Origin of the sequence: Mangrovactinospora gilvigrisea (genome assembly GCF_001879105.1) — a bacterium.
GTDB classification, from domain to species: Bacteria; Actinomycetota; Actinomycetes; order Streptomycetales; family Streptomycetaceae; genus Mangrovactinospora; species Mangrovactinospora gilvigrisea.
Genome location: NZ_MLCF01000012.1, coordinates 1 through 26,294, shown reverse-complemented (window position 1 = coordinate 26,294; position 26,294 = coordinate 1). Strand labels below are relative to the sequence as shown.

The 26,294-nt window shown below is 72.5% G+C and carries 30 protein-coding genes; 21 read left to right on the top strand and 9 right to left on the bottom strand.

What is annotated here, in order from left to right; translation table 11 throughout:
- Positions 1-32: 32 nt before the first annotated feature.
- The 5 genes from BIV57_RS04130 to BIV57_RS04110 all read right to left on the bottom strand — a co-directional run bounded on the left by BIV57_RS04130 (position 33) and on the right by BIV57_RS04110 (position 5,343).
- A complete protein-coding gene (locus tag BIV57_RS04130; protein ID WP_071655257.1) occupies positions 33-1,208 on the bottom strand; it encodes a sensor histidine kinase in 1,176 nt (391 codons plus the stop codon).
- Positions 1,209-1,301: 93 nt separating this feature from the next.
- On the bottom strand, positions 1,302-2,282 hold the full coding sequence (locus BIV57_RS04125; RefSeq protein ID WP_071655256.1) for an aldo/keto reductase: 981 nt from the start codon (positions 2,280-2,282) through the stop codon (positions 1,302-1,304).
- Positions 2,283-2,360: 78 nt separating this feature from the next.
- Positions 2,361-3,485 carry a phosphoserine transaminase gene (gene serC / locus BIV57_RS04120; RefSeq protein WP_071655255.1) on the bottom strand — a complete coding sequence of 375 codons (1,125 nt, stop codon included), beginning with the start codon at positions 3,483-3,485 and terminating at the stop codon, positions 2,361-2,363.
- A 73-nt stretch (positions 3,486-3,558) separates the two neighbouring features.
- Entirely contained in the window at positions 3,559-4,116 is a 558-nt protein-coding gene (locus BIV57_RS04115) for a prepilin peptidase (RefSeq protein ID WP_419185684.1), read from the bottom strand.
- A gap of 123 nt (positions 4,117-4,239) precedes the next feature.
- A complete protein-coding gene (locus BIV57_RS04110) occupies positions 4,240-5,343 on the bottom strand; it encodes a citrate synthase 2 (protein ID WP_071655253.1) in 1,104 nt (367 codons plus the stop codon).
- 250 nt (positions 5,344-5,593) lie between these two features.
- On the opposite strand from BIV57_RS04110, the gene pdxH reads away from it, so the two are divergent.
- Positions 5,594-6,229, top strand: coding sequence for a pyridoxamine 5'-phosphate oxidase (pdxH, locus tag BIV57_RS04105; protein WP_071655252.1), 636 nt, complete (start codon positions 5,594-5,596; stop codon positions 6,227-6,229).
- A 365-nt stretch (positions 6,230-6,594) separates the two neighbouring features.
- Here the strand turns inward: pdxH and BIV57_RS04100 are convergent, their stop codons facing one another.
- A complete protein-coding gene (locus tag BIV57_RS04100; protein ID WP_071655251.1) occupies positions 6,595-7,350 on the bottom strand; it encodes an SIS domain-containing protein in 756 nt (251 codons plus the stop codon).
- Between the two features lie 110 nt (positions 7,351-7,460).
- Between BIV57_RS04100 and BIV57_RS04095 the strand changes: the two genes are divergently transcribed.
- Entirely contained in the window at positions 7,461-8,153 is a 693-nt protein-coding gene (locus tag BIV57_RS04095; protein WP_071655250.1) for an iron-dependent transcriptional repressor DtxR, read from the top strand.
- A gap of 84 nt (positions 8,154-8,237) precedes the next feature.
- Here BIV57_RS04095 and BIV57_RS04090 read toward each other — a convergent pair whose 3' ends face one another.
- Positions 8,238-9,347 (bottom strand): tyrosine-type recombinase/integrase, encoded by a 1,110-nt coding sequence (locus BIV57_RS04090; protein WP_071655249.1) that lies wholly within the window; start codon positions 9,345-9,347, stop codon positions 8,238-8,240.
- Positions 9,316-9,873: a helix-turn-helix domain-containing protein gene (locus BIV57_RS04085; RefSeq protein WP_175548653.1), complete on the bottom strand. Its 558-nt coding sequence runs from the start codon at positions 9,871-9,873 to the stop codon at positions 9,316-9,318. Before BIV57_RS04085 ends, BIV57_RS04090 begins: the two co-directional genes overlap by 32 nt.
- A 97-nt stretch (positions 9,874-9,970) precedes the next feature.
- Here BIV57_RS04085 and BIV57_RS04080 point away from each other — a divergent pair, with 97 nt between their 5' ends.
- The 14 genes from BIV57_RS04080 to BIV57_RS04025 all read left to right on the top strand — a co-directional run bounded on the left by BIV57_RS04080 (position 9,971) and on the right by BIV57_RS04025 (position 20,539).
- Positions 9,971-10,180 (top strand): helix-turn-helix transcriptional regulator, encoded by a 210-nt coding sequence (locus BIV57_RS04080; protein ID WP_071655247.1) that lies wholly within the window; start codon positions 9,971-9,973, stop codon positions 10,178-10,180.
- 495 nt (positions 10,181-10,675) lie between these two features.
- Positions 10,676-12,046, top strand: coding sequence for a DUF3631 domain-containing protein (locus BIV57_RS04075; protein WP_245797417.1), 1,371 nt, complete (start codon positions 10,676-10,678; stop codon positions 12,044-12,046).
- A gap of 1,243 nt (positions 12,047-13,289) precedes the next feature.
- Complete coding sequence (locus BIV57_RS24880; RefSeq protein WP_071655246.1) at positions 13,290-13,832, top strand: MobC family plasmid mobilization relaxosome protein; 543 nt, start codon at positions 13,290-13,292, stop codon at positions 13,830-13,832.
- Between the two features lie 7 nt (positions 13,833-13,839).
- Positions 13,840-15,519 (top strand): relaxase/mobilization nuclease domain-containing protein, encoded by a 1,680-nt coding sequence (locus BIV57_RS04065; protein WP_175548652.1) that lies wholly within the window; start codon positions 13,840-13,842, stop codon positions 15,517-15,519.
- 199 nt (positions 15,520-15,718) lie between these two features.
- Positions 15,719-15,928 (top strand): hypothetical protein, encoded by a 210-nt coding sequence (locus BIV57_RS04060; RefSeq protein WP_071655244.1) that lies wholly within the window; start codon positions 15,719-15,721, stop codon positions 15,926-15,928.
- The gene (locus tag BIV57_RS04055; protein ID WP_071655243.1) at positions 15,912-16,433 is read left to right on the top strand and encodes a DUF6879 family protein; all 522 of its coding nucleotides are present in this window, start codon (positions 15,912-15,914) and stop codon (positions 16,431-16,433) included. Before BIV57_RS04060 ends, BIV57_RS04055 begins: the two co-directional genes overlap by 17 nt.
- On the top strand, positions 16,423-17,256 hold the full coding sequence (locus BIV57_RS04050) for a helix-turn-helix domain-containing protein (RefSeq protein ID WP_071655242.1): 834 nt from the start codon (positions 16,423-16,425) through the stop codon (positions 17,254-17,256). Before BIV57_RS04055 ends, BIV57_RS04050 begins: the two co-directional genes overlap by 11 nt.
- A gap of 163 nt (positions 17,257-17,419) precedes the next feature.
- Entirely contained in the window at positions 17,420-17,623 is a 204-nt protein-coding gene (locus BIV57_RS24485) for a hypothetical protein (protein ID WP_139275432.1), read from the top strand.
- 254 nt (positions 17,624-17,877) lie between these two features.
- A complete protein-coding gene (locus BIV57_RS24480; RefSeq protein WP_139275430.1) occupies positions 17,878-18,111 on the top strand; it encodes a hypothetical protein in 234 nt (77 codons plus the stop codon).
- 11 nt (positions 18,112-18,122) lie between these two features.
- Positions 18,123-18,401, top strand: a complete 279-nt coding sequence (locus tag BIV57_RS04045) for a hypothetical protein (RefSeq protein WP_071655241.1) — start codon at positions 18,123-18,125, stop codon at positions 18,399-18,401.
- Complete coding sequence (locus tag BIV57_RS04040; protein WP_071655240.1) at positions 18,398-18,673, top strand: hypothetical protein; 276 nt, start codon at positions 18,398-18,400, stop codon at positions 18,671-18,673. Before BIV57_RS04045 ends, BIV57_RS04040 begins: the two co-directional genes overlap by 4 nt.
- A gap of 157 nt (positions 18,674-18,830) precedes the next feature.
- The gene (locus BIV57_RS04035) at positions 18,831-19,319 is read left to right on the top strand and encodes a hypothetical protein (protein ID WP_139275428.1); all 489 of its coding nucleotides are present in this window, start codon (positions 18,831-18,833) and stop codon (positions 19,317-19,319) included.
- A gap of 160 nt (positions 19,320-19,479) precedes the next feature.
- Entirely contained in the window at positions 19,480-20,310 is an 831-nt protein-coding gene (locus BIV57_RS04030; protein ID WP_245797416.1) for an SAM-dependent methyltransferase, read from the top strand.
- Between the two features lie 7 nt (positions 20,311-20,317).
- Complete coding sequence (locus tag BIV57_RS04025; RefSeq protein WP_071655238.1) at positions 20,318-20,539, top strand: hypothetical protein; 222 nt, start codon at positions 20,318-20,320, stop codon at positions 20,537-20,539.
- Positions 20,540-20,542: 3 nt separating this feature from the next.
- Here BIV57_RS04025 and BIV57_RS04020 read toward each other — a convergent pair whose 3' ends face one another.
- Complete coding sequence (locus tag BIV57_RS04020; RefSeq protein ID WP_139275424.1) at positions 20,543-21,283, bottom strand: ANTAR domain-containing protein; 741 nt, start codon at positions 21,281-21,283, stop codon at positions 20,543-20,545.
- A gap of 228 nt (positions 21,284-21,511) precedes the next feature.
- Here BIV57_RS04020 and BIV57_RS04015 point away from each other — a divergent pair, with 228 nt between their 5' ends.
- The 5 genes from BIV57_RS04015 to BIV57_RS03995 form a co-directional block, all read left to right on the top strand.
- Positions 21,512-22,162, top strand: a complete 651-nt coding sequence (locus tag BIV57_RS04015; RefSeq protein WP_071655236.1) for a GAF domain-containing protein — start codon at positions 21,512-21,514, stop codon at positions 22,160-22,162.
- 227 nt (positions 22,163-22,389) lie between these two features.
- A complete protein-coding gene (locus tag BIV57_RS04010; RefSeq protein WP_107409433.1) occupies positions 22,390-23,133 on the top strand; it encodes an ANTAR domain-containing protein in 744 nt (247 codons plus the stop codon).
- A gap of 149 nt (positions 23,134-23,282) precedes the next feature.
- The gene (locus BIV57_RS04005) at positions 23,283-24,017 is read left to right on the top strand and encodes a GAF and ANTAR domain-containing protein (protein WP_071655234.1); all 735 of its coding nucleotides are present in this window, start codon (positions 23,283-23,285) and stop codon (positions 24,015-24,017) included.
- A gap of 48 nt (positions 24,018-24,065) precedes the next feature.
- A complete protein-coding gene (locus BIV57_RS04000; RefSeq protein ID WP_139275422.1) occupies positions 24,066-24,797 on the top strand; it encodes a GAF and ANTAR domain-containing protein in 732 nt (243 codons plus the stop codon).
- A 582-nt stretch (positions 24,798-25,379) separates the two neighbouring features.
- On the top strand, positions 25,380-26,294 hold a 915-nt coding region (locus tag BIV57_RS03995), incomplete at its 3' end, for an alpha/beta fold hydrolase (RefSeq protein ID WP_245797415.1).

Below are 26,294 nucleotides of genomic sequence, written 5' to 3'. Positions count from 1 at the left end.
ATCTCTGCCCTTTCCTGTGCTTCCGCTTCCGACTAATCCCGGGTCCGCCACGGCAGTTCCGCCGAGATCGTGGTCGGGCCTCCGACGGGGCTGTCGACGACGAACACGCCGTCCACCGAGCGGATCCGCTCGGCGAGGCCGGAGAGGCCCGTGCCCTTCGCCTCGCTCGCGCCGCCCTGCCCGTCGTCGCGGACCTGGACCATCAGCCGGTCCTCCGCCTTCCAGACGTCGACCACCGCGGTCTGCGCCCCGGCGTGCTTGGTGATGTTGGTGAGCAGCTCGGAGATCGCGAAGTACGCGGTCCCCTCGATCGCCGACGCCGGACGCTCCGGCATGTCGACGCTCACCGTCACCGGGATCGCCATCCGTCCGGCCAGGTGCGACAGCGCCGCGTCCAGGCCGCGGTCGGTGAGGATCGCCGGGTGGATGCCGCGCGCCAGATCGCGCAGCTCCCGCACCGCCTCGCGGGCCTCGCCGTGCGCCTCGTCGATGAGCTTGCGCATCATCTCCGGGTCGTCCAGGTGCTCCTTGGCCAGGCCCAGGCCCATCGCCAGGTTCACCAGCCGGGCCTGCGCGCCGTCGTGCAGATCCCGCTCGATGCGCCGCAGATCGGCCGCCGCGGTGTCCACCACCTCGGTGCGGCTGCTCTCCAGCGCCTCGATGCGCGCCTGCAGCTCGGACGGGGCCAGCAGCACCCGCGCCGACCACCGGTCGACGTTGGCCATCGCGCGCAGCACCCACGGCATCACCGGCCACAGCGCGATCACGCTGACCAGGCCGACGGCGAAGGTGACGATCCCCCAGGGGAGGCGGGCGAAGAGGTAGAGCGCGGTCCGCCAGGAGACCGCGTCGGTGATCGCCGCGGTCAGCCAGGGGAACGCGTGGGTGCGCTTGCGGCGCGCCCCGATCGGCAGCGGGTCGCCGACGTCCTCGCCGAGCAGCGAGCGGACGCGGGCCCGCGCCGCCTGGCCGAAGCCGCGGGCGCCGGCCAGCGAGCCGGCCAGCACGGGCAGCCCGACCAGGGTGAAGGAGAGGCCGACACCGACCGTCACCGTCACCACGATGTAGATGAAACCGACCAGATCAAGCGGAAAGTTGATCAGGCAGTTCAGCAGCTCCCGCCACATCCGGCGGTCGAAGGCGCGGCGGCGCGGGGCGGGGCCCGCGCCGGGGCCGCTTCCCGGCCGGCCGGGGCTCGTCGTCTCCATGCCACCAAGAGTGCCCGGTCCCGGTGGGGGACGACATGGGGGACGCTCCGGGTCCGGGGGTAGGGATAGCCCTACCCCCGGTGGTCATCCCTCCTACCAGGCAAAAGCCTCGGGAGAAGGACCCGGCCCGGGGAAGATCTCGTCCAGTCCGTCGAGGAACTCGGCGGGCAGTTCGAGCTCGACCGCGCGCAGCGCGGACTCCAACTGGCCCATCACGCGCGGGCCGATGATCGGACCGGTCACCGCGGGACGGGTGTTGAGCCAGGCCAGCGCCGCCTCGCCGGGGTCGACGCCGTGCTTGGCGCACAGCTCCTCGTACGCCTCCACCTGCGGGCGCTTCTCGGCGAGGATCGCGGCCGCGCGGCCCCCGCGGGTGCGGTCGCCGACGGAGCCCTCCCGCTCCTTGCGGACGGCCCCGCCCAGCAGCCCGCCGGCCAGCGGCGACCAGGGGATGACCCCGAGGCCGTAGTGCTCGGCGGCCGGCAGCACATCCATCTCGGCGCGGCGCTCGGTGAGGTTGTACAGGCACTGCTCGCTCACCAGGCCGAGGGAGTTGCGGCGCGCCGCGGTCTCGTTGGCCTGCGCGATGTGCCAGCCGGCGTGGTTGGACGAGCCGACGTAGAGGATCTTGCCCTCGGCGACGAGCCGCTCCATCGCCTGCCAGATCTCCTCCCACGGCGTGAAACGGTCGACGTGGTGCATCTGGTAGAGGTCGATCCAGTCGGTGCCGAGGCGCTTGAGGCTGGCCTCGACCGCCTGCCGGATGTGCCGCGCCGACAGCCGGCCGTCGTTGGGCCAGTCGCCCCGGTTGCCGTAGACCTTGGTGGCGAGGACGGTCTTCTCCCGCCGCTCGCCGCCCTTGGCGAACCAGGAGCCGACGATCTCCTCGGTCCGCCCCTTGCCGGCGTCGCCGCCGTAGGTGTTCGCCGTGTCGAAGAAGTTGACGCCGGCCTCGAGCGCGGCGTCCATGATGGCGTGACTGTCGGGCTCGGTGGTCAGCGGTCCGAAGTTCATCGTTCCGAGGACCAGCCGACTCACCTTGAGCCCGGTCCGCCCCAACTGCGTGTACTCCATGGGGACATCCCACCTCTCGGTGGGCGCCCTAACAAGGCCCTGTCACTGCCAGCCAGCGCGGCACCGGCGCACCGGGCGCTAGCCGAGGCGCTCGACGACGTAGTCCACGCACTGCGTCAGCGCGGTGACGTCGTCGGGCTCCACCGCCGGGAACATCGCCACCCGCAGCTGGTTGCGCCCCAGCTTGCGGTACGGCTCCACGTCCACGATCCCGTTGGCGCGCAGCACCTTGGCGACGGCGGCCGCGTCGACGGAGTCGGCGAAGTCGACCGTCCCGACCACCTGCGAGCGCTGCTCCGGCTCCGCCACGAACGGCGAGGCGAACGCGGACTTCTCCGCCCACGCGTAGAGCCGGCCCGAGGACTCCGCCGTCCGCCGCACCGCCCAGTCCAGCCCGCCCCGGCCGTTGATCCAGTCCAGCTGGTCGGCGAGCAGGAAGAGCGTCGCCAGCGAGGGCGTGTTGTACGTCTGGTCCTTGGCGGAGTTGTCGATCGCCGTCGGCAGCGAGAAGAACGCCGGCACGAACCGCCCGCTCTCCGCGATCCGCGCGGCCCGCTCCAGCGCCGCCGGGGACATCAGGGCGATCCACAGCCCGCCGTCCGCGGCGAAGGACTTCTGCGGCGCGAAGTAGTAGACGTCCGTCTCGCGGACGTCGACCGGCAGGCCGCCCGCGCCCGACGTCGCGTCGACCAGCACCAGCGACTCGCCGGCGGAGGTGCCGTCCGGCCGCCGGATCGGCATGGCCACGCCGGTGGACGTCTCGTTGTGGGTGAGCGCGTAGACGTCGATCCCGGGCTCCGCCTTGGGCAGCGGATGCGTCCCCGGCTCGGACTTGACGACGCTCGGGTCCTCCAGCCACGGCGCGGCCTTCGCCGCCGACGCGAACTTGGAGGAGAACTCGCCGAAGGACAGGTGCTGCGAACGGGAGGCGATCAGCCCGTACGTCGCGATGTCCCAGAACGCGGTGGACCCGCCGTTCCCGAGGACGACCTGATGGCCCTCGGGGAGGGAGAACAGCTGGGAGACGCCCTCGCGCACCCGGCGCACCAGGTTCTTGACCGGCGCCTGGCGGTGGGAGGTGCCCATGAGGGAGGTTCCGGTGGCGGCCAGGGCGCTCAGCGCCTCGGGGCGCACCTTGGACGGGCCGGAGCCGAAGCGCCCGTCGCCGGGCTTGATGTCCGCGGGAATCTGGATCTCTGCCACCCGCGAAGCGTAGTGCCGCGGGCAACGCCCGGGGGATAAGGGTCCACGAATTGAGACGAAAGGGGAGCGCCCGTCACCCGTTCAGGGCGAGGCCGACGAGGGCGCCGAAGAGCATCGCCGGACCGAACGGCAGGGCGGTCTTGCGGTCCGCCTTGCGGGCGACGAGCAGGGCGGCGGCGACGAGGCCGGCGGCGAGGAAGCCGGCGAAGGTGCCGGTGACGACGGTCCGCCAGCCGGACCAGCCGAGCACCAGTCCGAGCGTCAGCGCGAGCTTGACGTCGCCGAGGCCCATCCCGGCGGGGCTGATCAGGAAGAGCAGCCCGTAGAACGCGGCGAGGACGGCGGCGCCGAGCAGGGCGTGCGTCCACGAGCCGTGCTGCCGCGGCAGCAGCGACGCGGCGCCCAGCAGCGCCGCGGTGCCGCCCGCGGCGGGCAGCGTCAGCACGTCGGGGAGGCGGAACACCCTGAGGTCGACGGCGGCGAGCACGACGGCGACGGGCACCAGCAGCAGCCACACCGCGGCCTCCGGCCGCGCGCCGACGCGCCACCCGATCACGCCGGCGGCAGCGCCCCCGACCAGCGCCGCGACCCACCACCGGCCCGCCCCGCCCTCGCGGGCAAGCCGCGGCACGAGCAGTGCAGCGGCGACGCCACTGCTCGCGGCCCCCCACGCACCGGCAACCCCCACAACCCAAGCATCCACGCCCCCATTGCATCACCCCCGCCCGCCGCCGCCGGCGGCGAACAGCGAGCACTACGCGCGCGCCACCGCCGAGTACCCCGGCACCGACGCAGCCCCACGCGTCCCCGGCCCGACATAGCGCGCCGCCGGCCGCACCAGCCGCCCCGTCCGCTTCTGCTCAAGGATGTGCGCCGCCCACCCCGCCGTCCGCGCGCAGGTGAACATGGACGTGAACATCGACGCCGGCACCTGTGCGAAGTCCAGCACGATCGCCGCCCAGAACTCCACGTTCGTCGCCAGCACCCGGTCCGGCCGACGCTCCCTCAACTCCTTGAGCGCCGCCTCCTCCAGCGCCTCCGCCACCGCGTAGCGCGGCGCGTCCAGCTCGCGCGCCGTCCGCCGCAGCACCCGCGCCCGCGGGTCCTCCGCGCGGTAGACGCGGTGCCCGAAGCCCATCAGCCGCTCGCCGCGGTCCAGCACGCCCCGCACGTACGCCGCCGCGTCGTCCGTCCCCTCGATCTCCTCGAGCATGTGCAGCACCCGGGACGGCGCGCCCCCGTGCAGCGGGCCCGACATCGCGCCCACCGCCCCGCTCAGCGCCGCCGCCGCGTCCGCGCCGGTGGAGGCGATCACCCGGGCGGTGAACGTCGAGGCGTTCATGCCGTGCTCGGCCGCCGACGACCAGTACGCGTCCACCGCCTTGACGTGCCGCGGGTCGGGCTCGCCGCGCCACCGCACCATGAACCGCTCCACCAGCGACGCCGCCTCGTCGACGCGCCGCTCGGGCACCATCGCCGCGCCGACGCCGCGCGCCGACTGGGCGACGTAGGAGAGCGCCGTCGCCGCGCACCGCGCCAGGTCCTCCCGCGCCTTGGCGTCCTCCGTGTCGAGCAGCGGTTTGAGCCCCCACACCGGCGCCAGCATGGCGAGGCCGGCCTGGACGTCGACCCGGACGTCGCCGGTGTGCACCGGCAGCGGGAACGGTTCGTCGGGGGCGAGGCCGGGCGTGAACGCCTCGTCGACGAGCAGGCCCCAGACGTGCTCGAAGGGCACCCGGCCCACGAGCTCCTCGATGTCGACCCCGCGGTAGCGCAGCGAGCCGCCGTCCTTGTCGGGCTCGGCGATCTCGGTCTCGAACGCGACCACGCCCTCCAGTCCGGGTACGAATTCCGACATCCCGACGGCTCCTTCGCCTTGAGCCTCGTCTCGGAGTCTGGCACTCGGTGCCAGAGTTGAGGGGTCATCAGGCCGCTCGACCGGTCGAGGATTAACAGCACAGGCTAGCGCGAACTGTTGGGTCCTCATAGGCCAAGGCACGTGGTGCCGTTGGGTTTCCCCGGGCGTGACGGACGCGCGATGCGGCACAATCCGGACTGTGGCTAACCGTCCAGATCACGGCCCCGACCGCGGCCCCGACCCGTCCGGCATGCGCCGCCCGTACCGCACCGCCGGGCTCGTCGAGTCCGAGCTGGCGCCCGACCCCTTCACCCAGTTCTCCCGCTGGTTCGCCGCGGCCGCCGCCGACCCCGCGCTGCCCGAGCCCAACGCGATGGTGCTGGCCACCGCCGACGCCGACGGCCGGCCCTCCGCCCGCACCGTCCTCCTCAAGGCGTGGGACCTGCGCGGCTTCGTGCTCTTCACCAACTACCGGTCCCGCAAGGGCACCGAGCTGGACGCCAACCCGCGCGCCTCGCTGGTCTTCTCGTGGCACCCGATCGCGCGACAGATCGTCGTCAACGGCGATGTCACCCGAACGAGCGGCGAGGAGACCGCGGAGTACTTCGCCAGCCGCCCGCGCGGCTCCCGGCTCGGCGCCTGGGCCAGCGAGCAGTCCGCGCCGCTCGCCTCCCGCGAGGAGCTGGAGCGCCGGTACGCCGAACTGGACGCCGCCTACCCGGGGGAGGTGCCCGTCCCGCCGTTCTGGGGCGGCTACCGGGTGCGGCCGCTGAGCGTCGAGTTCTGGCAGGGCCGCCCCGACCGGCTGCACGACCGGCTCGTCTACCGCCGCGCCCCGGACGCCCCGGACGACGCCCCCTGGACGCTGGAGCGCCTGAACCCCTGAACCCCCGTGCGCATTCCCGGAGGACGCCCCGGTTCGCTGCCGGAAAAACCTCTTGCCCCTCCGGCGGCGCGGTCATAGCGTGCAGGCACACGTGAAAGGAGGTGGTCCGAAGAATGAGTGCTTATCGGACGCGTGAGGTGGCTGTCAGCTAGCCGCTCCATCAGCGCAACAGAGGCTGTTGCCTTGTGTCGCACGCATGGAGCGTCGGTGCAATACCAGCAGTCACCGGCCCGTGGGCTCGCCGGAACGTCCGTCCGGTGCTCGGGACCGCAAGGTCCCGGGGATGAGCCCACGGGCTTTTTTCTGCCCGGCTCCCGCCCGGCTCCTGCCCGGCTGCCCGGTCGGTTCCGGTCCGGGCGCCCGCCTCAGCGGCGGTAGAAGATCCGGTCGCCGTGCTCGGCGAAGAGCCGGGCGTTCCACTCCAGCCCGCCGTCCACGTTCCCGGACCTGAGCAGCGGCACCGTCGCCCCGCGCTCGTGCAGCAGCGCGACCGCCGCCGCCTGCGCGGCCTGCAGCAGCGCGCACGCCACCACCGTCGAGACCGAGCCGAACCGGGTGGGCAGGCCGTCCGCGCTCAGCTCGGCGTCGCCCGGCGCGACCGCGGTGTCCAGCACCACGTCCGCGTTGTCCCGCAGGAACGTCCCCGAGGGGTGCTTCGCCGTCACCTCCGGCGACTCGGCGTACGCCTCCGAGGTGACCGCGATCACCGTCATCCCCTTCTCCCGGGCGTGCCGGGCCATCTCCACCGGCACCACGTTGCGGCCGGAGAGCGAGACGACGATCAGCAGATCGCCGGCGCGCGCCGGGCTGGCGTCCAGCGCCGCCTCGGCGAGGCCCGCCACCCGCTCCAGCGCGCTGCCCAGCGGGGCCGGCATCACGTCCACCCCGATCAGGCCGGGGACCGCCAGCAGATTGAACAGGGCCAGGCCGCCGGCCCGGTAGACCAGGTCCTGGGCGGGCAGCGAGGAGTGGCCGGCGCCGAAGGCGAAGAGCGCCCCGCCGCCCTCCACCGCGTCGGCGATCCGCCGCGCCGCCTCGCCCACCGATGGGCCGTTCCGCTTCCGGACCTGCTCCAACTGCCGCTGGGCGGCGTCGAAGTACTCCCCGACGAGATCGCTCATGACAACCCATTCTGGGGGCGGCGCGGCGCCGAATCCACGGCCTCGCGCCCGATTGTCGTCGGGATGGTCCACAATTGGGGTCTTGCAGGCAAGGACAGGAGCTGGCCGACGTGAGCGGACTCATCGACACCACCGAGATGTACCTCCGGACGGTCCTGGAGCTTGAGGAGGAGGGCGTCGTCCCGATGCGGGCGCGGATCGCCGAGCGCCTGGAGCAGAGCGGGCCGACGGTCAGCCAGACGGTCGCGCGGATGGAGCGCGACGGCCTGCTCACGGTCGAGGGAGACCGGCATCTGGAGCTGACGGACGAGGGCCGGCGGCTGGCCACCCGGGTGATGCGCAAGCACCGCCTGGCGGAGTGCCTGCTGGTCGACGTCATCGGGCTCGACTGGGAGCAGGTGCACCCGGAGGCCTGCCGCTGGGAGCACGTGATGAGCGAGGCGGTGGAGCGGCGGGTGCTGGAGCTGCTGCACCACCCGACGGAGTCGCCGTACGGCAACCCGATCCCGGGCCTCGCCGAGCTGGGCGACGAGACCGGCGCCGACCCCTTCCTGGAGGAGGGCATCGTGCCGCTCACCTCCATCGTCTCCGGGCCGGAGGCGAAGAACGTGGTGGTGCGGCGGATCAGCGAGCCGATCCAGGCCGACCCCCAGGCGATGGCGACGCTGCGGCGCGCGGGCGTCCAGCCCGGCTCGGTGATCACCGCGAGCGAGGCGCACGGCGGGATCCTGGTGGGCAGCAGCGGAGAGTCGGCGGAGCTGCCGGGCGAGATCGCCGGGCACATCTTCGTCGCCAAGAGCTGAGCCGTCTTCCGACGGGCCGTTGACCTGCGGCGGAGCTAGACACTGGACTCCGCGGTCCGCACCCGGTCCGCAAGCCCGTGGCGGCTATGCCGCCCTGTCCTCCTCCTCGCTGCCGTCCGCGAGCCCGTAGGCGCGGTCCACGGCGGCCCGTGTCCGGTCCTCGGAGTCCGGCCAGAGATGGATGTAGATGTTGAGCGTCATCGCGGCATTGGTGTGGCCGAGGCGCTCCGAGACGGTCTTGACCGACTCGCCGTTGCGGATCAGCAGGCTGGCGTAATGGTGGCGGAGGGCATGCGGCCCCGTGCGGGGCGGGAACCCGAGCTTCTTGGCCAGCGGTCGCCAGGCCCACTCCATGAACGGGGTGTAGGCGACGGGCCCGCCCTCGGGCGCGGTGAAGAGCCAGCCGTCCTCACCGGGCGGGAAGGCGCGGAGATGCTCCTTCATCGCCCGTACGGCCATCTCTGGCAGCGGGACGACACGGTGCGACCGGGCCGTCTTGGGTTCGCCGATCACCGTTCCGCGCTTGGGCGCCCGCAGGATCTGCTGGTCGACCGTCACCGATCGGCCGAAGAGATCGAGATGCCGGAGCTGGAGCCCGAACAGCTCTCCCGGCCGGAGCCCCGTCGCGGCGCCCAGTAGGACGAGTGCCCGGTACTGCGCCGGCACTCCTGCGGCGAGGGCCTGCACCTGCTCCACGGTGAGCGGGACGATCCGCTTGGGCGGCACCTTCGGCAGCTTGGCTCCCTCGCAGGGGTTCGAGGCCGCCAGCCGGTCGCGGACAGCAGCACGCATCACGGCGTTGAGGGTGTTGTAGACGGTCCGGATGGTGCTGGCGGCGAGCCCGTTCTCAGCACTCAGCGCGACGATCCAGCGCTGCACGTCACCGGGCTTGATGGAGCCGATTCCACGCGATGCCCACCGGGGGTAGATGTACAGCCGGAGGTAGGTCTCGGCGAGGCGAGCGGTGTTGGGGCGGTGCGGCTGCGCGAGCCGCCAGCGCTCGGCGTAGTCGCGGAACGGGGTCTTGGCGGACTTGGGGTCGACGTACTGGCCGGTGACGAGGCTGGTGGTCACCTCATCCAGCCAGCGTTGGGCGTCGACCTTGCGGGCGAAGTGGCGGGAGTACTCCTTGCCTGTGCTGTCGCGGTAGCGGGCGCGCCACTTACCGTTCGGGCGCTTCTGGATGTTGGCCATCCGGTGGGGGTTTCCTTCCTGTGCGCTTCTCGTACTCGGCTGCTTCTTGGCGCTCGTACTCCTCGGTGCCGGGGGCGGGGAGGAGCTGCAGACCGCCGGCGATTTCGACGGGCAACTCCATGCCGAGCCGCTGGCTGACCTCGTAGATGCGGTCGATGGCCTGGTTGTAGCGGTTGCGGGTCTCCTCCTCGGCCTCCGCCGCCGCCTCCCACTCCCTGCGGGCGACCTGGACGTCGAACCGGGCCTGCATGAACTCGAAGTCGGGATCGGACTCGTCGCCCACGGGCTGGGACATGAAGGGCTCGGCGGGCACGCCCAGGCAGGCGGCGAGGGAGATGGCCTCGTCGAGGCGGATGGGGCGCGCACCGCGCTCCATCTTGGCGATCTGGGTCTGGTGCATCTTGAAGCCGCGGCGGGTCATGAGTTCGGCGAGGTCGTCCTGGGAGACGCGCCGGGCCTTGCGGATCTGGCGGAGGTTGTAGGCGACGAGCGCCTCTCCGCTCAACGGATGATCATGAGTCGTCATGGGCTTGAGGCTATCAACCTCCATCGGCTTGATCCGTCGCCACTGCCCACTATAGTAGATAGTAGAGGTTGAAAATCCGAACCCAGGAGGGAATGGATTGGATCGCTACCTGACCACCACCGAGGTCGCCGAGCGCTTCCGCACCGCCGCCAGCACCGTCCGGTACTGGCGGCACATCGGCTACGGGCCCAAGGGCGTGAAGGTGGGGCGCCGCGTGCTCTACAGCGAGGCGGAGCTGGTCCGCTGGGAGGCCGAACTCGTCGCACGCGCCGCCGAGGGCAAGGGATGGGGGCGGCTCGCCTCGTGACTGCCGGGTCAGGCGGCACGTATGAAAAACGGCCCCCGGCGCGCCAACGCCGAAGGCCGTGAAGGCTCCCTGACCGTCCTGTCATGAACGCCAGAAACACATCCGCGGCGGCGCGAGCTAGACCCTCGTGCCGCCGCTCGTAAGGAGCAGCTCGTGCCCAAGCGTACGACGGTGCGGCATGATCCCGCACCCAGCACGTCCGAGACGACCGGTCAGTCGCCGCACCCCGCCGCCGCGTCCTGGCCGGCGGTCGCCGTCCCCGGTCAGCCCGGCGCCCGGATCGGCGCACCGACTGGACCGACCGGTCAGCCTGACCGGCCGACCGCAGCCGGTGAGGTGTCCGGTCACCGAAGCCGCCCACGACCGGTCACCGCACCGCCTTCGTCCGCGGGGCAGCCGACCGGCGCGGTCACCCCGCACCGCCTCCAACTGACCGGCCCGATCCCGGCCGCCGCATCGACCGGTCAGTCCGGTAAGGAGGCGCCGACCGCGCCGGTGACCGGCACCGAGCCGGTCACCGCGACGACCGGCCCGGTCACCCCACCGACCGGCCCGGTCAGCCCGGTCACCCCACCGGCTGACCGCACCGGCTCCCCGGTCACCCCACCGGCTGACCGCACCGGCTCCCCGGTCACCGGCACCGATGACCTGACCGGTCAGGGAGGGCCGACCGGTCGGGATCCGGCGGCCTGTCACCCCAAGCCGACCGGCGGCGGGGGGCCGACCGGTCCGGACGACCTCGACCCCGAGGCGGTCAGTCCGCCGTCCGGCGCCGAACTCCTCGATCATCTGCGGGGGTTGATCGCCCGCTATGTGGCCGCGCCCAGTCCGGAAGCGCTGGACGCGGTCACCCTGTGGGTGACCGCCACCCACCTGCAGACCGCCTTCCAGCACGCCCCGCGCCTGGCGATCGTCGGTCCGGCCAAGAGGTGCGGGAAGTCGCGGCTGCTGGATGTGATCACCGAGACCGTCCACCACCCGGTCATCACGATCAACGCCACCCCGGCGGCCGTCTTCCGCTCCATCACCGAGCAGCCGCCGACCCTGCTGGTGGACGAGGCGGACACGCTGTTCGGCTCGGTCAAGGCGCTGGAGAGGAACGAGGAGCTGCGCGGGCTGCTGAACGCCGGGCACCAGCGCAACCGGCCCACGCTGCGGGTGACCGGCTCCGATCACACCGTCAAGTCCTTCCCGACCTTCGCCATGGCCGCGCTGGCCGGGATCGGCGACCTCCCGGACACGATCATGGACCGGGCCGTCGTGGTTCGGATGCGCCGCCGCGCACCGGGCGAGCACGTCACCCCGTTTCGCACCGGACGAGACGTGCCCGACCTGCACGCCCTGCGTCGCCGGATCGCCGCCTGGGCGATCGCGGTCCGCACCCAGGCGGCTGCGGCGGAGCCGGAGTTGCCGGTGGAGGACCGGGCCGCCGACACCTGGGAGCCGCTGGTGATCGTCGCGGATCTGGCGGGCGGTCGCTGGCCGCAGGCCGCCCGCGCCGCGTGCACCGCGATGACGCGGGCGGAGCAGCAGGCGGAGGCCGATGCGAGCGAGTCGGCCCGGATCCTGGCCGACTGCCGCGCGGTGTTCGCCGCCAACAGCAACCCGGTCGGGATGACGACCGATCAGCTCCTGCACGGCCTGCGGAGCCTGGAGGAGTCCCCGTGGACCGGCTACGGCCACAGCGGACTGACGGCGCGGGATCTGGGGGCGCTGCTGCGCCCCTACGGGATCGCCTCGACCAATCTCCGCCTGCCCGACGGCAGCCAGCGCAAGGGCTATGCCCGCAGCCGGTTCGCCGACGCCTGGCAGCGCTACTGCCCCGACCTGCAGCAGGCCAGGCTGCCGGTCGAGCCGGTGGGCTGACCCGTATTCGGCGGGGTGCCGTCCCAGCCGTCCCAAGCGTCGCTGCGCAGGTCAGGCCGGGACGGCACCGATCGGTGGGACGGCACCTGCCGTCCCACTGCCCCGCCGGCACCGGTACACGCGCGGCGGCATCCCGCCGGCGGACGGGCGGCTATCCGGTCAGGCGTTCCAAATGGAACACCTCAGAAACCGGACTGAACCATCGCATAGTCGACCGCTTGGCGAAGTATGGGAGGTGAAGTCTGTTGGGCATGCGCCTGGTTCGTCCGGCCGGAGCGGGCCCGTGCAACCCTGCCCGCTCGCGATCCGAGCGGGTGCCGGGCGGGTGGTGGGTCCCGTCTGTCAGGTGGGGCACATGCCCCACCACGCAAATCGGACCCCGCTCGGGCGGCGCCCGAAGATCGCGGCACGCCGACGTGCGACCAGGTCGGACACCGCGAGGCCTGGGCGCCCGGCTTCGGCCGGGTGCCGTACTCGCCATCCCGCCGTCCCCGTCCGACCGTGCAGCAGGCGGAGGAGTGTCCCGACCTCCAGGTGGGACAGATGTCCCACCTGCAGACGGTGGTCGGGCCGACACGCCCCGTTCACCAGGTGGTGAAGAAGCACCACGTCGCAAGGCGGGCGAACCGGACGATCAGGGCGCCGGCATTCGGTCCCCGCCCGCGCTGACCCGGCACGCAACGCCCGGGACGAATGGGACGGCAGGACGCCCCGAGGCAGGTGTCCCAAACGGGCCACCTCAGGAAGCGGGAGAAATCCATCCAGAACCCACTCGCCGCGGCAGGTGGTCCATCTGGACCACCTCGGATATCAGGGCGAATCACCGGCCTGCCCGAAGCAGGTGCTGCTCGCCGGACTGGAGCCGGATCCGGGCGGCGACCGCCCGACGTCCGCAAAGCTCCGCAGCCCCCCGGACCTCCCCCGCCGCCAGCCCGCCGCCCAGATCGGGCCGGTGGGACGGATGGTGCCGTCCCAGAATTTCTGCCGTCCCGCGCTGACCAGGCATGCAACGCCCGGGACGGATGGGACGGCACCTCGCGCAAGACCGCCCCCCTACGCTAGGAGAACTGGTTTGACCGACCCTCAGAACAGCCAGCCGGAACCGGATCCGGCCGCAATGCCCCGGCGCCGTCGCCGGAGTCTGCTGCGTGGATGGAGAGACCGCGCGACCGACAGCGCGGGAGCAAGCTGTTCGGAAAGAGCCCCTGACGGCGCGATTTCCGAGTTTGCCCCTGCCCCAGGGGTGGCAGGGGAGGGTGCGGCCGAGGGCGACCGCACCCAGAAGACGCCACCGCCCGACCGCCCCGTCGCGCCTGCTTTTGCCGCCGTCGCCGCCGAACTCGACCGCATCCGCCCCGACGATGCCCCGCGCATCCCCGCGCCGCTCAACCGCCGCCGCGCCCGCGAGAAGCGCACCGTCGAGCGCAAGATCCGCCTGACCCCCAGCGCCGACACGGCGATCCGCCAGGCCGCCGAGCGGACCGGCAAGCGGCCCGCCGGGTTCATCGGCGACGCCGCCCTGGAAAAGGCGTACGCCGTCCTGGCCGACGGCGAGGCGGTGCCCAGCCCCGAGGACGTCCGCGAACGCGCCCTGGCCGCCGTCCTGGTGCTCCTGCTGCACGAGGCGCGCCGGCAGGGCGTGAACCTCAACCAGATTGCCCGAGCCGTCAACACCGGCTACCCGCCTGAGGGCCTGGCCGCGTGCGCGGAGCGGCTGGATGAGTTGCACACCCGGATCGCGGCCGTCCTGGCCGAGGTCCACGCCCACGTGCGGAAGAGGCGGTAGGCCCGTGGTGCCCGACATCTCCACCGGCTCCCACACTCCCGGCCTGCTGCGCTACCTCTATGGGCCCGGCCGCCGGGACGAGCACACCGACCCGCATCTGGTCGCCGCCTGGGACCTCGGTGCCGCGCCCGACCCGGGCCGCGACGCGGATGCCACGCCCCTGACGTTGGCCATCGCCCTGGACCTGCACGTGGACCTGGTGGCCGCGGAACGGGGGAAGCTGCCGCCGAAGCATGTGTGGCACTGCCCGGTGCGCACCGCGCCGGGCGACCGGATGCTGACCGACGCCGAGTGGGCACAGGTCGCCCGCCGCATCGTCGCCGCCGCCGGCATCGCCCGCGAGGACGACCCGAACGGCTGCCGGTGGATCGCGGTGCGCCACGCGGAGGACCACATCCACATCGTGGCCACCACCGTGCAGCTCAACGGGCACCGCCCGCCCCGGTACGGCGAGGCGCGGCGCGTCCAGGCCGAATGCCGATCCATCGAGGCCGAGTTCGGGCTGCGGCGCCTCAAGCGCGGCGACGGCACCGCCGCCAAGCGCCCCACCAGCGCAGAGCAGGCGGCAGCGCAGCGCACCGGGGCCGAACGCACCGACCGGGAGGAGCTGCGCTCCCGGGTGCGCACCGCGGTTGCTGCGGCGGGCAGTGTGGCGGAGTTCTTCGACCTGCTGGAGGAGCAGGGGGTGGTCGTCAAGAAGCGGGTTGCTCCGTCCGGGGATGTGATCGGCTACTCCGTCGCCCTGCCTGGACAGAAGGTCGCCTTCGGGGGTGGGAAGCTGGCGCCGGACCTGAGCCTGCCCCGCATCCGCGAACGCCTCGACGCCACGACACCCGAACCCGCAGACGCCTGGCCGCCGATGCATCCCCGTCATCGCCTCGCCGACCAGCTGCTAACTGTCCACAGGGCTGTGGACGGCGATTCGGATCCGGAGGCGCAAGGCCACATCGCTGCGCTCGGGGAGGCCCTGGACGCCCTGCCGGCCGCTTACCCCCGCTCTCCGGCGCGCGGCGAACTGAAGGCGGCGGCGGTCGCGTTCGAGCGGGCCTCGCGCTCGCGGGTGCGCGCCGAGCACGCCGCCGCCGGCGACCTGCGCTGGGCCGTGCGCTCCCTGCTCCACCCGAGCGCAGCGGGCGGGGACGGGGAGATGGCGGGTGCGCTGATCGCCGCGGTGATCCTCGCGGTCGAGGCGGCGGTGCGCTGGCACCAGGCGCACGGCCATGCGCAGCAGCAGGCCGCCGCCCGCGCTGCGCTGGATCACCTGCGCACCGCCTACCGGCAGGCCGCCCGCCCGCAACTGGCTGCGCTGGCTACGCGCGCCCCGGCCCCGACCGAGCGCGACCGCCTGACTGCGCTCATGCAGCAGGTCCTCCCGGAGCAGGCCGCGCGGATCCTCGCCGATCCGGCCTGGCCCGCCCTCGCCGCCGTCCTGGCCCAGGCCGCCGCGGACGGGCACAACGCGGAGCGCCTGCTGTGGCAGGCCGCCGCGCAGCGGGAGTTGGACACGGCCAGCCGCCCGGCCGAGGTCCTCGTCTGGCGCCTGGACCGCCTGGCCGCCAACCCGACCGCACACGAGCAGCGCGCCCACGCCGCCCGCACCCACACCGCACCGCACCAACCGTCCACCACGCCCGATCGGACCCACACCGACACGACAACCCCGAAGCGGCACCGCCCACATCGCTGAAGCCGTCCGCGCTACGCGGGTGTCAGGTGGCGGATATCCGCCACCTGGAGCCCATCATCTCTGGCGGTTCGAGCCTCCAATCCGTGATCGTTATTCCACAACAGGAATATCGTCGACATGGCATAGACGGGCGGGAGCGCTCCGCCGTAGCTTCGATTCAGCGGCGGGGAGCGGCCCTGCCGGAGCTGTTGGGGGTCCGATGGCGCGCGAGAGCTTGACCCGGTTGACCGGCAAGGCGGGCGACCCGGAGTGCAAGAGCAACGACTGCCCGAACGTCTATCGGACCGCTCGCGGCTCGTTCGTCGTCCAGGGCGACGTGTCCACGGCGTTCGACGCACCCGACGGCGAGGGCCTGGTCGAAATCCCCGAGGAGACGCTGCGGGAGGCTGTTCGTGCTCTTGGATGGTGACGCCTGGGCAGCCAAGTTCCGCGACTTCCGCACGGAGGCGTGGCGCCTGGAGACACTGCCCACCTATCGGGTACCGGACGAAGAGGAGGAGATCCGCGAGTTCCTGGCCGGCGATCGGATCGACACCCGCAGCTACTCATCGGAATACACCGACGAGCTTCGGCAGTTGCGTGCCCAGGGGCGCAGGAAGGGGCGCGTCCACATCGTCACGCAGCCCCTGTCGGACTACCTCCGCTATGAGTTCATGTACTACGAGGCCCATGCTCTGGCTGGGGATGAGATCCGCATTATGGATGTCACCGACCGCCCCAATCCGCTCGATGGGGTTCAGGACTTCTGGATGTTCGATCGGCGGGACGTCGTGCTGATGCACTACGAGCCGGACGGGACCCAGATCAACCGTGAGGTCTACGAGGGCGACCCGTCCCGGTTCGTCGAGTATCAGCGGATCGCACTCGCTGCGTCGGTGCCCTTCGAGGAGTATGTGAAGGGCGTTGACGCTTGACCCTCAGGAGCTGGGCCAGTCCAACGCTGACCTAGCCGCCACACTGCGCGAACTGCGCCGCCGAGCTGGACTCACCGGGGTCCAGCTCGGTCGGCGCGTCAACATGTCGCAGTCCAAGGTCTCCAAGATCGAGAACGGCAGGCTGACTCCGTCCCTGGTCGACGTCGAGCTGATCCTGCGGGCGCTCCAGGCCCCGCCCGACCTGGTCGCGAACGTGATGGCGCTGGCGCGCATGGCCAACACCGAGTGGCAGGCCAACCGCTCCCTTCGCCGCAAGGGCTTGGAGAAGAAGCAGGTCGAGCTCGCAGGTCTGGAGAGGTCATCGCGCGAGCTGCGGTACTTCCTCCCCACGATGATCACCGGCCTGCTGGCAACCCCTGAGTACATCCACGCCAGCATGGCCCCGGCCGGGAGCGATCCGTCCCGGGCCATAGCCAAGAAGATCGAGCGTCAGACCGTGCTGTACGACGAGACCAAGCGGTTCACCTTCATCCTCACCGAGCAGGCGTGCCGATGGCCGCTAGTGCCGTACCAGGCGATGGCGATGCAGTTGGACCGCCTGGTGTCGGTCTCCTACCTTCCCAGCGTCCGCCTCGGGGTGATTCCCCTTGAGGGAAGCAAACCCGCGGCGCCGCTCAATGTCTTCACCATCTACGGCGCGGACCTGGTCACCGTCGAAGTGTCGACTGGAGCCATAATCTTCCGCGACCCTCGCGACGTCGAGGACTACTTGGACGAGTTCCGGGTGTACGAAAGCTATGCACTTTGGGGCGACGAGGCGCGCGGACGGCTCGCCGACTGGGCTCGGCAGTTCCGCCAATGATCTTTAGCCCAGTACGGGAATAACGCTAGGTGACGCCGCATAGCGGCAGGACGATATCCCCAGAACGGAACATGACTGTCCGACTCGGGGAGCTGGCTTGTGTTGACCGCAATGGCGGTGGCCAAAAGCACTGAACCGCCGCCGAACCTTGGCGATGACCGGCATGCCCACTGAGCTTTCGGCACTGCCATCGCCCGCGCACGACTCACGGCCGCTCGCCCCGCCGGTGGCGCTGGAGCGCCTCAGCGGTGAGGTGTGCATGGTGTGCGGCTCACGCGAGGGACTGCGGCCGTCGCGGATGGTCTACACCTCCGACGGATGCGGCGGCCTGTACGGCTGGCCGGCCGCGACCTGCCCGCAGCACTGAACGCTCCGACGCGACTGATCGATCTGGGGAGATCTTGAGATGTGTCAACACGGAGTACGAACGGGCCGCTGCACGCGGTGCGGCCGCGACGATGTCGCGGTGCGCGGCAGCCAGGACGCCGCCAAGTGCCAGCCGTGCGGAGCCCTCCTTCTCGCCGCCGGACTCGGAACCTGCTGGGACACGGAACCGGCCGTGCCCCGCCCGATCGCACCACCGCTGTTCGCCGGCGGCTCGGTAGGCGGGATGTGACCGCCGTGCAGCGACAGGGGAGTCCGGCACGGACGGCCGGGGACGGGCTGGAGCCCGGGTGCTGGGCCAAGGACGGCCTGACAGGTGTGATCGTCCAGGTGGTGTCGGTGGAGGCCAACCAGGTGCGGGTGCGCTCCGAGCTGGGCCGGGAGTGGTCCGTCGCGCGCTTTCTGCTGTCGATCGCCGACGCCCCGGCACCCGCGCGCCGGCCCAAGTCCGCAACGGAGAGCGGCACGTGACGGCCCCGTGCATGACGTGCCGGAGGCTGCGCGGGGCGGTCGAGGAGGGCCTGGCCGGGCTGCGGATCGCCACGGCGGCCGACGACGGGCGGCTGTGGCTGGCCGTCGCCGCCGACCTCGACCGCGACACCCTCATCCTGGCCCGCCACGTCGCCTGCCATCTGCCGTGGTGGAAGCGCTGGCTGTGGCTGGCCCGCCACCACCGCGCCCTGCACCCGCAGATCCGCCAGCCGATCGGGACCGTCCACCAGCGCGCGGAAGCGCGGCAGCGGACGGAGGTGCAGCTGTGACCGCCCTCGCCCACCCCACCGCCGAGGACGAGGGCCAGGCGCCCGCCGGCAGGTCCCGGCCCTGCCCGCGATGCGTCCGGCTGACGGCTCGCATCAGCTCCGAAGCCGACCACGCCCAGCAGGTCGCCGCCTCACCGGCCTTCGCCGCCCACGTCTCGGACGTGATGGTGCAGCGCCTTTCCGATGCTGTCACCAACTGGCGAGTCCACCTGCTCGGCGACCACTCCGACGACGACGGCACCCCGCGGCTCGCGCTGAGCAGCTTCACCTGACCCGGTCCGTCCATGCTCCCGGCCGCCGGCCCCGGATCCCCCAGCGGCGGCCGGGGTTCGACTCCCGGCGGTCGTAGGGGCTGCCCGCCCTCACTGCGGCGGCCGCCGGGCCCGGGGCCACAAGCTCATCCACCCTCGACCCTCAGGAGCTTCGGCGATGCCCAGGACCGCACACCGCAGGGGCGCCACCCGGATGGATCCGACGGCCGCGCGGCTGTGGTGGCTAGCCAGGACCAGCGCCTCCTCGCCGATGCTGGTGCTCGCCGACTTCCAGGCCACCGGCGAGTCGCTGGTCCAGGTCGGCACCCGCTTCGACGTCCTCAAGCTCCCCGCCGCCCTGGGCACCCGCACCCTGCGACGCCTGCGGGAGGCCGGATGCCGCCAGGGCCCCGTCCTGCAGGGCACCGATACCGGCTGCCTGTACATCCTCCTCGCGCCGGGGGCCGCCGCAGACTGGACCGGCGCCGGCACCGCCGTCGGGCGCGAAGACCTGGTGACCTTGCGAGTGCCCATACCCGGTGCTGTCCGCGGGGGCCGCTGCTGGCTCACCCCGCCCGGCCCCGACACCCCGCTGACCGACCCCGCAGAACTCGCCACCGCGCTGGCCACCGCCCAGGCCGAGAGCCACCGCGCCCCGCCCAGGTAAGGCCTCGTCAGCGAGCCCACGGGGCCGCCACCAGGCCGATTGCCGGCCCCTGCCCCAGGGGCGGCGGAGCCCCACGTCCGCCGCCCAGGGACCGGCAACCACCCCCACCTATCCACCCGACTCTGCCCCTGTCCGCCCGCGATCCCGAAGGAGCCCGACCGTGCCCGCCTGGCCGCCCTACACCCAAGAACCCATCCCCCGGACCGAGTTGCACACCGACCGCGCCCACCCCGCCCGGGTCTACGACTGCATACTCGGCGGCAAGACCCACTTCGCCGCCGACCGCCAGGCTGCCGCCGCCATGCTTCAGGACTGGCCCGACCTGGTCACCTCCATGCGCGCCAACCGCGCCTTCATGCACCGCGTCGCGCGCTGGCTCGCCCGGCGGGGCCTGGACCAGTTCCTGGACATCGGCACCGGCATCCCCACCAGTCCCAACCTCCACGAGGTCGTCCAGGGCACCCGCCCGACCGCCCGGATCGCCTACCTCGACAACGACCCGATCGTCCTGGCCCACGCCCGCGCCCTGCTGCGCGGTACCCCCGACGGCCACGTCGACTACCTGTCCGCCGACCTGCGCGACCTGCCCGGTCTCCTGTCCGACCAGGAGCGCCGGCAGTTGTTCGACTGGAGCCGGCCGCTCGCCGTGCTCGCCCTGGCCGTCCTGCAGTTCGTCACCGACAACGACGCCCGCACCCTCCTGCACGCACTCGTCCAGGAGATCCCCTCCCGCAGCTACCTCGCCGTCTCCCTGCCGACCGCCGACACCGCCGGCAGCGCCGCCGAGCACGTGGCCGACCGCTACGCCGCCGCCGGGATCCCGGTGGTGATGCGCACCGCCGCCGAGGTCGCCGACCTCCTGGTGAGCTCCGGCCTCGACCTCGCCCCGCCCGGCGTCGCCCTGGTCCACCGCTGGCACCCGGAACTCGGCACCAGCCTGGAGGCCGACACCACCGTCGCGATGTACGGCGCCGTCGCCATCAAGCCGTGACGCTCAAGTGATCTTCCATCACCTGTTCATGCGGGTCGTCCTGCCCGGCTTCTTCGTCGTGCTCCTCTTGGACGTCCGCCGGCAGGCCCGCAAAGCGAAGACCGGAACCCGGCACGCCGCGCGCAGCCCCCAGATGGTGCTCCGGCACGGGACCCTCGGCTGCGCCGCCCTCGGGGGCCTCGCCGGCGTCCTGTTCATCCTCGCCGGGCTGATCACACGCCTTCCTTGACCGTCAGGTCGGGTCCTCGCGCAGCGCTCGTCCCTCGATGACCGCGTCGGCCAGGTCGCGGATCGGCATGCGGCGGGAGCGGGCATGGTTGCGGAGCAGCGTGAACGCGGTGGCCGGGCTGATGCCCATCCGCTCGCTCAGGACACCCTTGGCCTGCTCGATCAGGATCCGGGAGATCAGGGCCTGTTCGAGCTGCCGACCCGTCTCCTCCGCCTTCCGGAGCAGGTGCTGGGCGTTGAGGCCGGCCGCGGCCGCGTCGGCGAGCAGACGCGCCGCCTGCTGCCGGTCGGGATCGACCCGGAGTGGTTGGTCGCTCAGCACGGTGATCGCGCCCAGCACAGCCCCCTGCCGGGTAAGCGCGAATCCGGCGGCGGCGGAGAAGCCGCGGTCGGTCGCCTGAGCGGTCCACCGCGGCCAGCGGACCCGCGCCATGGGGCCGGTCAGCGCGATCTCGGGCTGCGGGTGGCCGGAGCGCAGGGTGTCGATGCCGGGGCCGTGGGTGATCGTCAGTTCGGCCGAGGCCAACTCGCGCGCCATGACATCGCTGCCGACCGGGACGGCCTGGTAGGGCGCGTCGACGACCAGGAGGCCCGAGGCGGCAGGGGCCCCCAGCCACTGGGCGAGGCGCAGGCAGGTGTGCTCCAGGTGGTGGATCGGGTCCTCGACCGGCTCGGCCAACTCCAGAACGACACGGGCGAGTTTCCAGGGGGAGGCGGTATCGGGTTGGGGACGGCGGCCGGCCATGGATGTGGCCCCCTCGGTGTCGACGGCCTGAACGCGGATCGCGACGGAAGCGGGGACTTCTCCGGTCGGTGACGTACTCCGGCAGGGGCCGGGTCGAAGTACTTCCACGATTTCGGACATGGAACCGTCGCGCTACGCACAATAAGGGGAAACTGGCGCAGTGCACCTGAATACAGGAGCTTCAGGGGGTGGTGACGGTTGTGCGCATCTGCTCAGGAACCGCACGGGTTGCTTTCCGTACTGGAGGAGGGGCCGGGCGGCCTCGCCGCGTTGCGGCGGGTACCGGACGCGCAGTGGCTTTCGGCGTTGGCCGTGGATGCCGTGACGCTCTCCCTGCGGGCCGCCGACAGCCTGGAGCTGGTGTGGTGGGTCGATCCCGGAGTCGGTGCCGTGGAGTTGGAGGACGCGCAGTACCTCGTGGGTGAGGGCCCGACGCCCGAGGCCGCGGCGCGCGGATGCCCGATGGTGGTCCCCGACCTGGAGGAGGAATCACCGGGGCGCTGGCCGATCCTGCTGGCCCATCGGGCGGGCATGGGAAGCACGCTGCGTGCGGTGGCTGCGGTCCCGGTGTGCGTGGGGCGTGCTCTGGTGGGTGTGTTCGCGGCCTACCGGCGCTCCCCGGGGCCCTTTTTGCCCGGCGTGCTGCGGACGATGGGCGCGGCGGCGGACGCCGTCGGGCGGCAGGTGGCCCGGGGCCCGCTCGAGATACCGGAGCTGCACCGGGACATCCTGCACCAGGCCGCAGGAGCGGTCTCGGTCCGCGAGGGAATCACCACGGCGGAGGCGGCCGAGTTCGTACGGGCCCGGCTCTTCACCGCCGGGCGGGACCTCATCGGCAGTGCGGAAGAGATCCTCGGACACGCCGACCGGGAGGAATGACCGACTCCGCCAGGGCTGTGACGATCCGCGTCCGCATGGGCGCCCGAAGCGGTCCGGCACCCGGATTTCCGCGCCGACCGCTGGTCGGCAACGAGATTCTTTGCGCGAAGCGGCAGTAGACAGCGCAACGGGGGCAGGCTGACCCGCAGGGGGCGCTACCGGCTCCGTCCACGGGGCGGGACCGAGGGGCACCCCGGAGCACAACCACCCTCTGCAGGAGACTCGACATGCTTGCGAAGGAAAGGCCGCAGCACTTCTCACCGCAGTACCCCTTGGTTCAGGCCGTCCTGGACCTGGCCGACAGCTCCGTCGGCACCACCGTGCAGCTGGAGCGCGCCTGCCGCCTGTTCGCCGGGTTCTTCGAGGTCGCCGCGGCCGGCGGGCTGCTGGCCGACGAGCACGCTGATCCGTTCGCCGTGGCCGGTACCAGCCCGGCCGCCCGGCGGTTGGTCCTGGCCGAGCTCGAATCCGTCCCCGGGCCCGGCCGTGACACCCTTCGCTCCCGGCGTCCGGTGCCGCACACCGTCCTGGACCATCCGATCGCCCGGGTGCGATGGCCGGGCTGGGTCGCCGCCGCGCTGGCCGCCGGGTTCGCCGCGGCCGCCGCCGTGCCGATCGGCCAGGGCAACCAACCCGTCGCCGCGATCGTTCTGTTGCGGGATGTCCCGGCCCCGATCGACCTCGATGTGCAGCCCACCCTCGGAGCCCTGTCGGCGGCCGCCGCCGGACTGATCGCGGGGCGCCGCCTGGAGTGCCAGGAACGCACGATCGCTCAGCTCCACCACGCCCTGACCTCGCGCATCCGCATCGAACAGGCCAAGGGAATCCTCGCCGAGCGCCACGGGATCGGCGTCGCGGACGCCTTCACCCTGCTGCGCACCCATGCCCGGTCCCACCGGATGAAACTCGCGGACCTCGCGGGCCGGATCATCGACGGCGATCGTCCGAGGCTCACCGCCGGCCCCGGCTGAGGCGCAGCCCGCCGGACCCGGCGAGGCATCGGTGGGCGGGGGCGAACACGCTTGCCCAACCGGGTCGGCGGGACCAACGGTGCCTTCCCCATCTCATCCACCCTGCGGTGCAATAGGCCGTGCGGACAAGGACGGAGAAGGAGTGCCCCATGGCGGAGCGTCCCCGCGAGGAGCGGATCACCAACGCATTCGTCGAACTCGCCGACACCCTCGTCGGAGACTTCGACGCCATCCACTTCCTCGACCGCCTGGTCGAGCACTGTCTGGACCTCCTGGACATCGCCGCCGCCGGCGTCATCCTGGCCACGCCGCTCGGCGACCTGATGGACGCCGCGGCCACCGACCGCCGCACCCGCGCCCTGGAAGAGGCCGGACTCCACTGGGGCGAGGGCCCCTTGGTGGACTGCTACCGCACCGGTCGGCCCGTGGCCAACGCCGCGCTGGATGACGACCAGGCCCTTCACCACTGGCCCCGCTACACCCTCCGGGCCCGCCGCCTGGGCTTCGTCTCCCACAGCGCCCTCCCCCTGAGGCTGCGCGCGCAGACCATCGGCGCCCTCAGCCTCTACCGCGACCAGCCGGGACTGCTCGATCCCGCGCAACTGTCCCTGGGCCAGGCCCTCGCCGACATCGCCACCATCGGCATCCTCCAGCAGCACACCGGCGCCGAGCAGCCCCCCGTCGCCGTCCACCTGCACGCCGCCATGCAGGATCGCCTCCTGATCGAGCAGGCCATCGGCTTCCTCGCGGAACGCGCCGACCTCACACCCGACGAGTCCTTCGTGCGCATGCGCACCCACAGCCGCGCCCAGCGCCGCCCACTGACCGAGGTCGCCCGGCAGGTCCTGGACGATGCCTTCGACGCGGCGGCGCCGGACGGCTGACCCGGCAGCGCCCCGGCACACCGCACGACGGACAAGGAGGAGACCACGGTGGTAGGACTCAGCGCCGAGATGGATCGGCTGCTGACCGAGCTGGAGGCGGATCGCAACCCGAGCGAGCAGCAGATCTCGCAGCACCTTGCGCGAGCGGCCGGGCTGCTGGGACTGGAGGGCCTGGCCGTCTCCCTGGTGCCGCCCGCGGGCTCGATCGAACTGCTCTTTTACACCGGGGCTTTGACCGCCGGGCTGGAGGACCTCCAATACACCCAGGGTCAGGGGCCCAGCATGGACGCCATCACCGCGGGCAGGCCGGTGCTCATCGACGATCTGGGCGATCGGGGCACGATGCGGTGGGCGGATCTGCTCTCCTCGGTGGAGAAGATCGGCGTCCGGGCGGTCTTCGCCTTCCCCATGTTCCTCGGCGCCGCCCGGTTCGGCGTCATGACCGGGCACCGCACCACCCCCGGCCCGCTCGGCCAGCAGCAACTGGCCGACGGCCTCGCCCTCGCTTCGGCCCTGACCGGCCTGCTGACGGCGTTCGCCGCCGGAGCCGGAGCGGCCGGCGACTTTTTCGCCATGGACCGCGACCTCTACCACTCCGGCGTCCACCAGGCCTCCGGCATGGTCGCCGCGCAACTGGGCATCAGCCCCGCCGACGCCCTGATCCGCATCCGCGCGCACGCCTACCAGTCGGGCCACCCGCTTGCCGAGATCGCCACCCTGATCCTCACCCGACGCCTGAACCTCGCCGCAGATCATCCGCCCGACCACCACACTCCCTAGTAGGCCGTCGGGGGAGTCCGCGGACAGTCCGCATGATCTTCGAATCCGCCCGCCGGGACCCAACGCCTGCAATCAGGAAAACATCAGCTCAGAGCGGTGAGTTGGGCTCGGCCGCAGGTCGCGATCCGGGCGGTTCTCTTCGTCGCCAAGAGCTGAGCCGCCGCCGGCCGAGCCGCCGGCGGCCAAGCGGCCGGCACCCAGGGGGCCGAAACCAAGGTGGCCGATACTCAGGCGGACACCGGTGCGCGGCCGGCGCGGCGAACGGGCCCGGCGCTGCCACGGCGCCGGGCCCGCCGCCCTCCTCCCCTCCGACCCCCGCCTCCTCCCATCACGCCCGGACCCTGCCTGCCGCCGCCTTCCCCTGCGGATGCGGACCGCCTCCGGGCGCCCCGCCAGAAGGCTCCCCTCGGCACGTCCGGGCAATCCTTGAGCACCGTCACCCCTTCGTGTGGATCACGCCTCCGCAGCCCCATTGCCGAACTCCCGTTCGATACTGTGGTGTTGTTCGCTCAAATGGGCGGGCGGAGGCTGCGATCGGTGATAGACCGGATACTCGCGGGCAGCGCAAAGGAGCACAGCATCGTGGCGCGTTTTCGGCGGGTGAAGGGCGTCGACGGCGTCCCGCTTGCGGCGTGGGAGTTCGGCGAGGGGGGCCGCGGCGCGTCGCCCGGCGGTGACCGCCGCCCCTCGGTGCTGCTGCTGCACGGCCCCGTCGGACGCGCCACCGCCTGGTGGCGCACGGCCCGCTGGCTCACCCCCGCCTTCCGCGCGGTGGCGCTGGAGGCGCGCGCGGACGGGCCCGTCGGCGCGGACGGCGTCGGCGGTGCGCTCGCCGCGGCCGACGCCGAGGCCGCCATCGACCAGCTCGGCCTCGGCCCCGCCGTGGTCGTCGGCCACAGCCTGGGCGCGCTCACCGCCTGGCGGCTGGCGGCCCGCGCGCCGGAGGCGGTGCGCGCCGTGGTCGCCGCGGAGATGCGCTGCGCCCCGCTGACGGAGGACCAGGTCGCCGAGGCCGCCGCGTGGCTGGCCGCCTGGCCGCTGCCGTTCGCCTCCTTCGGGGAGGCGCGCGAGTGGTTCTCCGTCCACGATCCGTCCCTGGAGGACGGGCCGAGCGAGGGCCGCGGCGAGTTCCTCGCCGAGCTGCTGGACCGTCAGGAGGACGGCCTGCGGCCGCACTTCGCGCCGGAGCGCGTCGTCGCGGAGTTCGCGGCGTGCGCGCACCGGCCCTTCTGGGAGGAGCTGGGGCGCGTGCGGTGCCCCACGCTGGTGGTCCGCGGCCTCAAGGGCTACCTGGGCCGGGCGGAGGCGCAGGAGATGGTGCGCGTCCTCCCGCAGGGCTCCTACGCGGAGGTGGCCGGAGCCGGCCACCTCCTGCACGCCGAGCAACCCGACGCCTGGCGGCGCGCCATAGAACCCTTCATCCACGCCGTAGCCCCCACCCCGCAAGCCACCGACCCACCCCACACCGCTCCCACCCCGGGTGGGGTGCCGGGGCGG